The organism is Algicola sagamiensis DSM 14643, assembly GCF_000374485.1.
Classification (GTDB): domain Bacteria; phylum Pseudomonadota; class Gammaproteobacteria; order Enterobacterales; family Alteromonadaceae; genus Algicola; species Algicola sagamiensis.
The window spans coordinates 302,176-314,573 of sequence record NZ_KB894493.1 but is presented as its reverse complement, the minus strand read 5'-3'; the positions used below and the strand labels follow the sequence as shown (position 1 = coordinate 314,573).

9 protein-coding genes are annotated in these 12,398 nt (G+C 42.8%); 8 read left to right on the top strand and 1 reads right to left on the bottom strand.

What is annotated here, in order from left to right; genetic code table 11:
* Positions 1 to 85: 85 nt before the first annotated feature.
* From C505_RS0107220 to C505_RS0107205, 4 genes are all read left to right on the top strand, one after another.
* On the top strand, positions 86 to 388 hold the full coding sequence (locus C505_RS0107220; protein ID WP_157368875.1) for a hypothetical protein: 303 nt from the start codon (positions 86 to 88) through the stop codon (positions 386 to 388).
* Positions 389 to 605: 217 nt separating this feature from the next.
* On the top strand, positions 606 to 3,266 hold the full coding sequence (locus C505_RS0107215; protein ID WP_018691924.1) for a polysaccharide biosynthesis/export family protein: 2,661 nt from the start codon (positions 606 to 608) through the stop codon (positions 3,264 to 3,266).
* A 17-nt stretch (positions 3,267 to 3,283) separates the two neighbouring features.
* On the top strand, positions 3,284 to 4,726 hold the full coding sequence (locus C505_RS0107210; RefSeq protein WP_157368873.1) for a capsule assembly Wzi family protein: 1,443 nt from the start codon (positions 3,284 to 3,286) through the stop codon (positions 4,724 to 4,726).
* Positions 4,727 to 5,268: 542 nt separating this feature from the next.
* Positions 5,269 to 6,045, top strand: coding sequence for a substrate-binding periplasmic protein (locus tag C505_RS0107205; RefSeq protein ID WP_157368871.1), 777 nt, complete (start codon positions 5,269 to 5,271; stop codon positions 6,043 to 6,045).
* Between the two features lie 85 nt (positions 6,046 to 6,130).
* On the opposite strand, the gene C505_RS0107200 is transcribed toward C505_RS0107205, so the two are convergent.
* Positions 6,131 to 6,880: an outer membrane protein assembly factor BamD gene (locus tag C505_RS0107200; RefSeq protein ID WP_018691921.1), complete on the bottom strand. Its 750-nt coding sequence runs from the start codon at positions 6,878 to 6,880 to the stop codon at positions 6,131 to 6,133.
* A 161-nt stretch (positions 6,881 to 7,041) separates the two neighbouring features.
* On the opposite strand from C505_RS0107200, the gene rluD reads away from it, so the two are divergent.
* The 4 genes from rluD (at position 7,042) to pssA (ending at position 12,388) form a co-directional block, all read left to right on the top strand.
* Entirely contained in the window at positions 7,042 to 8,016 is a 975-nt protein-coding gene (gene rluD / locus C505_RS0107195; RefSeq protein ID WP_018691920.1) for a 23S rRNA pseudouridine(1911/1915/1917) synthase RluD, read from the top strand.
* A 4-nt stretch (positions 8,017 to 8,020) separates the two neighbouring features.
* A complete protein-coding gene (pgeF, locus tag C505_RS0107190; protein WP_018691919.1) occupies positions 8,021 to 8,776 on the top strand; it encodes a peptidoglycan editing factor PgeF in 756 nt (251 codons plus the stop codon).
* Between the two features lie 82 nt (positions 8,777 to 8,858).
* Positions 8,859 to 11,432, top strand: a complete 2,574-nt coding sequence (gene clpB / locus C505_RS0107185) for an ATP-dependent chaperone ClpB (protein WP_026317806.1) — start codon at positions 8,859 to 8,861, stop codon at positions 11,430 to 11,432.
* A gap of 110 nt (positions 11,433 to 11,542) precedes the next feature.
* A complete protein-coding gene (gene pssA / locus C505_RS0107180) occupies positions 11,543 to 12,388 on the top strand; it encodes a CDP-diacylglycerol--serine O-phosphatidyltransferase (RefSeq protein WP_018691917.1) in 846 nt (281 codons plus the stop codon).
* Positions 12,389 to 12,398 lie beyond the last annotated feature (10 nt).

The window sequence follows — 12,398 nt, the reverse complement described above, 5'->3', positions numbered from 1 at the left end:
ATTTGAGCTGGTAGTGCCAGGTTAGTGTGGATAGCTGCCTGTATTCATACAGATTAAACCTGAATGAGGAAGTAAAGGAGAAGTTTTGGTTGATGTAATTTTATGGGGTTTAATGATTTTTAAGGTAGTTTTTGTTTTGGCGTATGTTGCATTAGGGTTGACACATAGCCATGAGCTAAAAAAGGAAATCAATTATCAAGGAAGCACGATGCAATTATTGTCTGTTATTCAAAATGATGCTATTTCCATATTGGGGAGTAAGTCAGTCGATTTTACAACAAGCTATAGCTTTGATAAGTATATAAAAATAAAACGATATTCTAGAATTACTTTTATGTTTATTTCGATTTCAATGGCTTTCTCTATCTCTACTATTCGTCTCGGTTAATTCTTGAAAAATGACACCATATGACAATATTTATGTCGCAGCCTTTTAAAGGTTGCGGTTATCTTTATTTCTTTATCAAAAAATTAATCTTTGAGTTTAGCTGTTTTATGGATATTATTATTTTTCGTCGCTAATGAATAAAGAGAAGAAAGTACGTTTGGCAGTTGCTTTCTTTTTAAGAAAAAAAGTATTTCAATTCTTTGAATAGGGGTTGTTTATGAACTGCCATGGGGTAAAACTCTTTTGTCTGTTTTCAGTCGTGTTTTCCTTGTTATTCACTTTTTCTCCCAATCTTACCGCATCTTCTCCCACACCTGCACAGTTGCAAAAATTTCGCTCTCTTTCTAAACAGCAACAACAAGAGTTAATGAAGCAAATGGGCTATTCGGAAAAAAGCGGATCAATTGGTCAGCGCTTCCAAAAGAAGTTAAAGCCTTCTCCGATGGACCCGAAGTTTTTAAATGAAGATCAGCTCGAGGATGATCAGCTACACAAGCAAGATGCAAAAAAGGAGCTTTTGCCTTTTGGTTATAGCATTTTCAATGGGCAAGGGAAGCCGTCCTTTCAGATTCCTGAAAATATCCCCGTACCAGATGATTATATTGTGGGTCCAGGGGATGTGTTTCAGCTGTATGTTTATGGAAAAGATGCAGATGAGTTTGAGCTAATTGTCAGTGGGAGCGGCAGTATCGCAATCCCTAATTTGAAGCCGATATCGGTCAGTGGCATGTCATTTAAAGACGCGAAGGCTTTGATTTCTTCATTTTACGAAAAGCAACACTTAGGTGAGAAGGCTTATGTGTCTCTCTTGGAACGGCGCAGTGTCCAAGTTTATGTGGTGGGTGAAGTAAAGCGACCTGGGACTTATGAGCTCAGTTCATTGTCGACGGTCACCCACGCTTTATTCTCCAGTGGTGGGCCGACTAAGGTTGGGTCACTGCGCAAAATCACCGTCAAAAGACATGGAAAGGTTGTCGCAAGATATGACTTTTACGACTTCTTGCTCAATGGTGTCGTTAAAAATGACATTCGTCTGGAGCCAGGCGATGTGATCCATATCCCAGTCGCTAAGCGTCAGGTGATCCTCGATGGCGCATTTAAGCGGCCAGCCATTTATGAAGTCAATGAAGAAACACACCTCAGTGAGTTGATCCAATTGGCTGGCGGCTCTAGCCAAAACAATCAAGGGGCGAACTTATTTATCAGCCGCTATTTAGAAAATGGTGCGCAGGAGAGTTTTCAAATCCAGTTGAAAGATTCACCACGCTTTGCTGTTCAGTCCGGTGATTATGTGGTTGCTTCAGAAAAATCCAATATCATCAAACAGTCAGTTTGGGTGTTCGGCCATGTCCAGAACCCTGGGTTTTATCAATGGCGCCCCAATCTCACCTTTCAAGAGCTTCTTAAAGAGGTCTCATTACTTTCAACAACCGACGAACAGTATGTTGTCGTTATTAATGAAAAAAATGGCTTAAGACATATTGGGTTAAAAGCGATTGATCTGACAAAAAAAGAGGCTTTCCTCTCTCAACTCTTACCAAATGACAAGGTGATTTTCTTTAGTGCAGTGGAAGGGCAAATCCCACAAGAATTGAAAGGCCTTGGAAAGTTGGAGGAGGACGACGCTAAAGCTGATCTTCACTCAGAAGACAAGGAAAAGAAACAAAAAAAGAATAAGAAGAAAATCCAGAAATCGAAGAATAAAGAAGAAGATGAAGAAGAGGTAGAGCCAGTTGATAACTATATAGTTTCAATGAGCTTTTTGGAACCTAAGCAACGTTTTGAACTCTTTGAGAAAACCAAATTTTACACCCGTGAACAGCTGATTTATCCAATTCTAAAACTCATTGAAATTCAATCGTCACCAATGGAACGACTAAAAACATTTGAAGTAAGAGGCTCTGTGAAGTACCCCGGTTTTTATCCCTTAACTGAAAATGCAACAATTGATGTGGCACTTCGAGCAGCGGGTGGGTTGATAGATGGGGCTTACATTCCAAAAGGTCACTTAAACAGAATGTATTTTTCCCGTGAAAACAGTAATGCTGTCCGGAAATATCTGGAAGTGAGTCTACAGGTTGGGACTCCGGGGCGAGAAGAAGTGCTCCAGCCGAAGGATGTTTTAAATATCTTCAACACGCCAAATTATGTGAAAGAGCATTCTGTGACGCTTCAGGGAGAGGTGAAGTTTCCTGGTGTATATACTATTTCTCCCGGTGATGGACTGAGAGAAGCCGTTTTGAGAGCTGGGGGTTTTAATGACGCAGCATCATTAAATGGCGCTGTATTTACGAGGAAACGACTCATTGAAAAAGAAGAAAAATATACTCGAAAAATGGCAAATACCCTCAGCAAAGAGTTGGCATTGATCTCGATGCAACCCGATTACTCTTCGTTACAGATCGGTCAAATCAAGGAACTAGTGGATAGCTTAAATGATTTGGAAGCGGTGGGGCGACTCGTTATCAATCTGGATTTACTGATGGCTCAGGAAGCCCCCGATATTGTTTTGGAAGATGGGGATGTACTTTATATACCTTCTGTCACCAGTGAAGTGAATGTGATTGGGGAAGTACAGGTTTCCACTGCTCACTTATATCATCAGAAGTGGTCTGTAGATGAATACATTCAAAATAGTGGTGGATTACGTTCTCAGGCAGACAGCGAACGGATTTACGTGATTAAACGCAATGGTTTGGTTGTGTTACCAGAAAAGTCGAATTGGTTTAGCTATGGTAAACGCTTGGAAGTTTCTGCTGGGGATACCATTGTTGTTCCACTCGATGCGGGACATTTACCAAGCCTGACCTTATGGCAAAAGGCGACACAGATTATTTATCAATCTGCGGTCGCTGTTGCAGCAATCTCGAATCTGTAAGCTGAGGGAGACGGAGCGTGTTCTTGAAATTCAGGTTGATACAGACAACGATTGTTCTTATTGGGCCGATGGTAGGAAGTTGTTTTGCATCGCCATTTATCGAAACTGATGAAATGAGGCTCAGACATGCGATCGATGTCCTATCCAGTCGTGGGCTCATCAATATGCCGACGAACACTTATCCGCTTAATTGGGGGGAAGTGAAAAAACAACTTGATTCAATAGAGTTGAAAGAGCCAGCAGGTGTGGTTCGTGCTGCAATGCATACGCTAAAATCTCGGTTCCATTATGAGCAGCAACATCATTTCCAAAAAGGATTTCTACTCCAATCCGGTGATCGTGGTTATCATTTTCAAGGCTTTGGCCCTAGAAAAAGTGTCAAACAGTCACTGACTGCTTTTACCGAGTACACTTGGGAAAACTTCTCTGGTCGTTTATCAGTCACTTGGAATAACGGGGATGAACTCCCAAACCATAAGCGCACATTTGATGGAAGCTTCTTGGCGATGAACTCAGGCAACTGGATATTATCGGTTGACCAAATGTCTCGCTGGTGGGGACCCGGGAATGATAGTGCATTACTTCTGAGTAATAATGCTCGGCCATTGCCTGTGGTGAGCATCACTAGGCGAGAAAATTTACCCTTTGAGAGCAGTTTTCTCCGGTGGGTGGGTTCATGGAGGTTGACGACTTTTTTGGGGAGAGCGGAGAACAGTGGCTTTGTACCAAATACACTTGTATGGGGGATGCGGTTTGGTTTTCGTCCCATTCCCTCACTAGAGATCGGTTTAAACAGGATTGCACAATGGGGTGGTGATGATCGCTCTCAAAACATGAGTACATTTACGAAGGTCCTGCTAGGTCAAGACAATGATGGGGGGGAGCAACCAGGTAATCAGCTTGCTTCGATGGATGTCGTATTTCATGGTTATCCGTGGTTTGAAATTCCGATTTCTGCATATATTGAATTGGCAGGTGAAGATGAGTCTGGGTTTGCACCTTCAAAGAAGTTCTTTTTATATGGCTTAAATTACACACCAAATTGGCTCAATAGTTCGGTCACCAAGTTCTTTATTGAAGCCTCGGATACCGTCGCTTCACAATATGATGTGGCCTATGAGCACCATATATTTAAAAGTGGATATCGTCGCTATGGACGTGCATTAGGCAGTACATATGACAGTGACAGTCAGTCCGTTGTTTTTGGAATGAACCAAAGCCTCGAGTCAGATCTGACTTACTGGGCAAAACTTCGCTGGATAAAACTAAACCAGGGGAGTGGTGATCGCGACCATCACGGTATCACGAAATTGCCCGTTGATTCCAAAGGAATAGAGCTTGGTCTTGAATACCCAGTCTTTAATGGATTGCTTCATATGAACCTCAGTTACCAAACAGAAGAAATTAACCCAATCGACAGTCGCTTTTTGTATTTTTTGAAGTATGAGTACCATTTCTAGCCTTGATTCATAACGTGAGGAAGGATGAAGCGTACATGAGGATCGTGGGCAAAAAAAAAGCCCACTCAAATTGAGTGGGCAGAAACCAATAACAAGTTGAAGGAAGGAAGTTAATCCAAGGAGGTGATACAGGACCACACTCCATGTAATCTGTGCCGAGTTAAGAAATCTCTTAACCATTGCGCTAGCTCAGAGTACGGTGCGTATATTAGAAGGAATTTAACGAACCGACAAACGAAAAAAATTATGGTTTTGCATAAGAAAAACTAATGTATTGTTTGTCCTTGATACTTTCTCCCGAATTTCATTCCTTTTAGTTGAACCCTTATATCACGTGTGATTTAGGGTATTGCTACTTTTTCATTCTTTATTTTGACAAATTAATGACTGTTTAATTTAATTTTTGTGATTAATATTTTTTGTGCGGCATTGTTTGCCCTTTGAGGAAGGAATAAATCGCTTAATCAAGCTTCAATATGGAAAAAGTGCATAATCAGAACCACAATAGGACGAGATATTTGCTTGACTCAGGAAAATGACCATTGCGAATAAAGTGCCTGATTATTTTCATTATTTCACTTTACTTTCAATCTATGCCTGTCAATGGGAAGGAGATCCGTTTGGCAAATGGGGAGTGGCCACCATATCTTGGAAAAGGGCTACCAAAGTATGGTGCCATTTCGCATATTGTCACAGAGGCTTTTCATCGTGTAGGGTTGAATGTGCGCTATGAATTCTTTCCTTGGGTGAGGGCGCTGCATGTTGCGCATGAATCATTTGATGGCACGCTTGTTTGGGCGAAAACACCTCAACGTCAGCAAAACTTCTTTTATTCTGAGCCTGTGATGATTGATAAAGTCGCGATTTTTTATCACAAAGACAAGCCCATCCGCTGGAATGACATTGAAGACTTAAAGCCCTATCGTGTTGCAATTATGCGAGGCTATAACAACGGAAATGAAATGGCTAAAGCAGAAGCCTCTGGAGAATATAATTTTGTCACTGTAACCAGCGAGACTCATGCGCTAAAGATGTTGTTTCACCGTAGAATCGATATTGCCGTGATTGATAATACTGTTGGCCTTGAGTTGATCCGTAAAGACTATTCAAAGAAAGAGCAGTCTTTATTTATCGCCCACCCGAAGAGTGTGGTTGCAAGACCGCTCCATGTTTTGCTCTCTCGAAAGTTTGCGATTAATGAACTTTATATCAGCAAATTTAATGTGGCATTGCAGGAAATGAAAAAAGATGGAACATATGATGTGATTTATCAAAATATGCTGAGCGGTAAATATAAGCCACTTTCAGCAAAGGATTGATGACACAATATACCTACGGATGAGTATTCTGTGGGTTAGATCAAACAGTGCATCGATCGAACCCACACAAAAACGACAGCAATATTTACTGATAGTTTTTCATCAATACAGCTTGCGTATCTTGTGCAAGTGTATTCAAGCCAAGTTCCGTATAACTATGGACCATGATTTCCAACGCTTTTTTGGCATAGATACTGTTTGGGTAATATTCGACGATATATTTGCCGCGATTCGCTGCAGCTAGATATGCGCCTCGACGGATATAGTAATCTGCAACTTTGAGCTCGTAGCTGGCAAGTTTATTTTTCAAAAAGACCATACGCTGTTTGGCATCTTTGGCATATTTACTTTTTGGATACTCTGTTACAAGACGCTTAAAGTCATCAAAAGCCTGACGTGTCACTTTGACATCACGATCAGCGCGGTCGATATCAAATATGTCTTGCACAAAATCGTCAGTAGCTTGAATATTCGTCAATCCACGCATGTAAATGACATAATCTACATTGGGATGATTTGGATTAAGTCGAATAAAACGATCAATAAATGCGAGCGCTTGCGCGGTTTCGCCTGTTTTGTAGTAGGAATAAATCAGATCCATTTGCACTTGTTTACTGACTGCACCATACGGAAAACGTCTATCAATTGCACTTAAAATCTCGATTGCCCGCGAGTAAAGGCCAGAATTCATTGCCTTTTTCGCGTCCTGATACAGGTTTTCTGCCGCTTTACGAGCAACTTTATCTTCTTCATTATTGTTTGAGCTACATGCAGTCAGGCCAAGTGTGCCTAAGACGATAGCGATAATCAATGTACTGCGATTAATGAATTTCATAGTTTTCCTGTGTTAGTTAGGACCTGCTTTGCATTCACAAGTCAAATCCAGCGAATAAGGAATCTGTGTTCCTTATAACACTTCTGTGAATTTTTCCTGTAGACTATCTAGCAGTGAAGTTTACCCAGATAATATGCTCGCATAAAGATTAAATTGTAGTTATGAGCCAACAATTTCAACTGACAGGCATTGTGCCTGAAGAATTAACCGGCAAGCGCTTAGATCAAGCAATTGCAGAAATGTTCCCTGAATATTCGAGAAGTCGTCTAAAAGAGTGGATTTTAGACGATCGGGTATGGGTTAATGATAACCTGCTTAATATACCTAAAACGAAAATGATGGGTGGTGAGTCGGTCCGCATTGAAGCAGAGATCGAGGCAGAACAGCGATGGGAAGCCCAAGATATTCCATTGGATATTATTTACGAGGATGAAGATATCCTTGTCATTAATAAACCCGTTGGTTTAGTGGTTCACCCTGGCGCAGGCATTGCAGATGGAACATTGCTTAATGCTTTGTTGCATCATGACCCTGCATTAAGTGAGGTGCCGAGGGCAGGGATCATTCATCGCCTGGACAAAGAAACAACGGGCTTGATGGTTGTGGCTAAAACTGTGCCAGCACAAACGCAACTCGTGGCGATGCTCCAAGATCGTGAGATAACCAGAGAATATGAAGCTGTTGCAATTGGCACGATTGCGGCGGGTGGTTCAGTCGATCAGCCAATCGGTCGTCATCCAACAAAACGGACGCATATGGCGGTGATCGAAACAGGAAAACCTGCAAAAACTCACTACCGTGTTGCTGAGCGCTTTCGCCATTACACGCGCCTTCGCTTAAGGTTGGAGTCCGGCCGTACACACCAGATACGCGTCCATATGGCACACCTGAAACATCCATTGGTGGGTGATCCGCTTTATGGTGGATTGCGCCGTTTACCGAAAAAAGCGACTGATGAGTTGATTGAGCAAATCAAATCATTTAAACGGCAAGCATTGCACGCGGTTCGTCTCCAATTTCATCACCCAATCCATGGCGACTGGATGGAGTTCGAAGCCCCTGTCCCTGAGGATATGCAAACTTTAATTCAAACAATGCGAGAAGAAACAAAACTGTTTGGACTCGACGAAGAGTGACAGTATGACGCATGAATTGCGCTGGATTGTACCGAATTGGCCCGCTCATTTGCGGGTCAAAGCTCGTTCCACAACACGCGTTGGAGGGCAATCAGCGCCTCCGTTTGATGCTTTAAATTTAGCACACCATGTCAATGATAACGCGACTAATGTGGAGGAAAACCGCAAAATTTTATCCGAATATTTACCAGCAAAGCCGCTTTGGCTGAATCAAATCCATTCCACTCAGCTTGTTGAAAATAACGCGGCAGCATCACAAAATCAGGAAGCGGATGCGAGCTGGACAAACAGCCCCAATCAGGTTTGTGTTGTGATGACAGCCGACTGTTTACCTGTCTTGTTAACCGATGAAGGTGGACAAGTTGTTGCAGCGGTTCATGCGGGATGGCGAGGACTTGCAGATGGCATAGTTGAAAAGACGATTCAAGAAATATTACCAAATTCACAAGGAAAGTTGATGGCCTGGATGGGGCCAGCAATTAGCCAAAGGGCATTTCAGGTGGGGTCTGAAGTCAAAGCAGCCTTTGCACATATAGAAGACTTTGCTCATGCATTTATGCCTGATGAACAAGAAGCAGATAAGTTTTATTGCGATTTGTATGCTTTATGTCGCAAAGTTTTGAATGCTCATGGGGTAGAAGATGTATACGGCGGCGAGTATTGCACATATACGCAATCGGAACTTTTCTTTTCTTACCGTCGTGTTCATCAGACAGGTCGTATGGCAACGATGATCTGGATTGATCCAGCACAAACTTAACGACATTTTGTTTGAAATTTTTGTTTGAAAAGTAAAAAGTGCGTACCCATGAAATAGTTAGATGACTATTCGAGGTTTGATTATGCGACTTGACCGATTAACGACAAAATTTCAAATGGCGATTTCTGATGCACAATCGTTGGCATTAGGACGTGACCACCAATATATCGAGCCAATCCACCTCATGCAGGCTTTGCTGAATCAGGAAGGCGGTTCAACTCGTCAATTGCTCCAAGAAGCCCAAATTCCAATTCATGAGCTGAGATCTAAGGTTTCAGAAGCTTTGGACAAAGTGCCATCTGTCAGTGGTATCGGTGCAGATGTTCAACTTTCTAAAGAAATGGTGACGCTGTTTAACCTGTCAGATAAAGCGGCACAAAAAAGAAAAGATGAATATATTTCCAGCGAAATTTTCATCCTGTGTGCTATTGAAGATAAAAGCCGACTTGGAGAGATCCTTCGTGAATTGGGTGGTAGAAAAGAGAAATTGGAAGCATCACTCGAAAAAATACGTGGTGGGGAGCAAGTCAAAGATCAAAATGCAGAAGATGTCCGACAAGCATTAGAGAAATTTACGATTGACCTCACTGCAAGAGCAGAGCAAGGAAAACTTGACCCTGTGATCGGTAGAGATGATGAGATCAGACGTACAATTCAGGTCCTGCAACGCCGTACGAAGAATAATCCAGTCCTCATTGGTGAACCGGGTGTTGGAAAGACTGCAATTGCTGAAGGTCTCGCGCAACGGATCATTAATGGGGAGGTGCCGGAAGGCTTGAAGGACAAACGTGTTTTATCGCTGGATATGGGGGCCTTGGTTGCAGGTGCGAAATATCGCGGTGAATTTGAAGAGCGCCTTAAGTCAGTCCTTAAAGAGCTAGCGAAGCAGGAAGGACAAGTGATTTTGTTCATCGACGAGATCCATACGATGGTTGGCGCCGGAAAAACCGAAGGTGCAATGGATGCAGGGAATATGCTCAAGCCTGCTTTAGCCCGTGGTGAGCTTCACTGTGTTGGTGCGACGACTTTAAATGAGTATCGTCAATATATTGAAAAAGATGCAGCTTTGGAACGACGCTTTCAAAAAGTACTTGTTGATGAGCCGTCTGTTGAAGATACAATTGCCATCCTTCGTGGCCTAAAAGAGCGGTATGAGCTGCATCATTCAGTAGAAATTACGGATCCAGCCATCGTGGCCGCAGCTTCTTTATCTCATCGTTACATTAGTGATCGTCAGCTACCCGATAAAGCGATTGATCTGATTGATGAAGCAGCATCCAGCATTCGGATGGAAATTGATTCCAAGCCGGAAGTGATGGATAAGCTGGAGCGTCGGATCATCCAGTTAAAGTTAGAAGACAACGCGCTGGATAAAGAAACCGATGAATCAAGCCAAAAACGTCGTTCACTCATTCGAGATGAAATCCGAGAGCTTGATCTGAAGTACAATGAACTGGAGGAAGTCTGGAATGCAGAAAAAGCAGCGCTACACGGGACTCAGCATATCAAGGGTGAATTAGAGCAAGCCCGGTTAGATCTTGAAATTGCAAGGCGAGCGGGTGATTTGCAACGGATGAGCGAATTACAATATGGCCGAATCCCAGAGTTGGAAAAACGACTCGATTTAGCATCTCAAGCAGAGATGCAAGACATGAGCCTGTTAAAACACCGAGTGACGAACAATGAAATCGCTGACATTCTCTCTCGCTGGACTGGGATCCCCGTGAGCAAAATGCTTGAAAGCGAAAAAGATAAGCTACTTCGTCTTGAACAAGAATTGCATAAACGCGTTGTGGGCCAGGAAGAAGCAGTCGCGGCAGTGTCGAATGCAATCCGGCGCTCCCGGGCTGGGCTGTCCGATCCAAACCGGCCAAATGGTTCATTCTTATTTTTAGGGCCTACAGGCGTTGGTAAAACAGAATTGACGAAAGCGTTGGCATCATTCCTTTTTGATACGGAGGATGCACTTGTCCGGATTGATATGTCCGAGTATATGGAGAAACATGCCGTGGCTCGTTTAATCGGTGCACCGCCTGGATATGTTGGCTACGAGGAGGGCGGCTATCTAACAGAGTCTGTGAGAAGGCGACCTTACTCAGTCATTTTGCTTGATGAAGTGGAAAAAGCCCATCCAGACGTTTTCAATGTTTTGCTGCAAGTATTGGATGACGGCCGGTTGACTGACGGGCAGGGGAGAACGGTTGATTTTCGAAATACCGTGATCATTATGACTTCAAACATTGGCTCTGAACTTATCCACGAAGGGATTCAAAATAATCATTTTGATGAGATCAAAGGAACCGTGATGGAGTCGGTCCTACAGCATTTTCGACCAGAGTTTGTGAATCGAATCGATGATACAGTGATTTTTCATCCGCTTGCTCAGAAAAATATTCGTCAGATTGCGAATATCCAATTACAAAGCTTATTTGCGCGTCTTGCCGAGAAAGGGTTTGATATGACGTTGACAGATATTGCATTGGATAGACTGGCAGAAGCAGGATTTGATCCAGTCTTCGGTGCAAGGCCATTAAGAAGAGTGATCCAGCAACAAATAGAAAACGCGTTGGCACAATATATGTTGTCCGGAGATATCGTGCCAGGACAGGCCTTTGTCGTTGATGTGGATGAAAGTGGGTTTTGCATCAAGCAATAGTTTAAAATTAAGTCAATGGGTCTGTATGAATGATGGAAGTGATTTCTGGGGATTGGAAATTATGTTATCTTTCATGCAGACAATGAATCGAATAGATAAGAAAGGGTTGTATGACGGAGCACAAACTGACAGCACGAGCAAAGAGAAAGGGGATCTATATTCTTCCAAACTTGCTCACGACAGCTGGATTACTTTCTGGTTTTTATGCCATCGTTGCCTCCATGAATGGTCACTATGAAAAAGCAGCGATTGCTATTTTCGTAGCAATGATTTTTGATGGCCTAGATGGACGTGTTGCACGTTTGACCAATACACAAAGTGCCTTTGGGGCAGAATATGACAGTATGGCAGATATTGTATCTTTCGGGATCGCGCCAGCTTTGGTGACCTATAATTGGGCCTTAAGTGAAACGGGTAAATTTGGTTGGGTTGCCGCTTTTGTCTTTCTTGTATGTGGTGCATTACGTTTAGCGCGCTTTAACACCATGACGGAAACCGCAGATAAACGTTTTTTCCAAGGTCTCAATATTCCTTCCGCAGCAGCAATTCCGGCGAGCTTAGTCTGGCTCAGCGCTGAGTATGGATTGAATGGGCATGACTTCGCTTACATCATTGGTGTGATGTCGATCGTGATTGGTATCTTGATGGTGAGCAACTTTAAATATCACTCCTTTAAACAAGTCAATTGGCGTGAAAAAGTAAGCTTCCTGACAATCTTGCTTGTTGTTTTGACGTTGATCGTCATCGTGTCGAAACCAGCGGAAAGCTTATTTATCATCTTTGTTGCTTATGCGATCTCTGGCCCAATCACGACATTCCGCTCAGTGAAAAAGTTAAAGCTAGAGCATGTGGTTGGTGATAGTGAAGTGACTGATGAACATGACGATGAACATGAGTCAGAAAAACAGTCGCCCGACACTGACCAGCCGTCACGCGAGAAGAATCAAGAATCATAACAAACAACGC

What these genes read in the sequence shown, in the direction of transcription:
- C505_RS0107215 (WP_018691924.1), top strand. Translation starts at nt 606, where the DNA reads ATGAACTGCCATGGGGTAAAACTCTTTTGTCTGTTTTCAGTCGTGTTT.
- C505_RS0107200 (WP_018691921.1), bottom strand. Translation starts at nt 6,880, where the DNA reads ATGAAATTCATTAATCGCAGTACATTGATTATCGCTATCGTCTTAGGC.
- rluD (WP_018691920.1), top strand. Translation starts at nt 7,042, where the DNA reads ATGAGCCAACAATTTCAACTGACAGGCATTGTGCCTGAAGAATTAACC.
- pgeF (WP_018691919.1), top strand. Translation starts at nt 8,021, where the DNA reads ATGACGCATGAATTGCGCTGGATTGTACCGAATTGGCCCGCTCATTTG.
- clpB (WP_026317806.1), top strand. Translation starts at nt 8,859, where the DNA reads ATGCGACTTGACCGATTAACGACAAAATTTCAAATGGCGATTTCTGAT.
- pssA (WP_018691917.1), top strand. Translation starts at nt 11,543, where the DNA reads ATGACGGAGCACAAACTGACAGCACGAGCAAAGAGAAAGGGGATCTAT.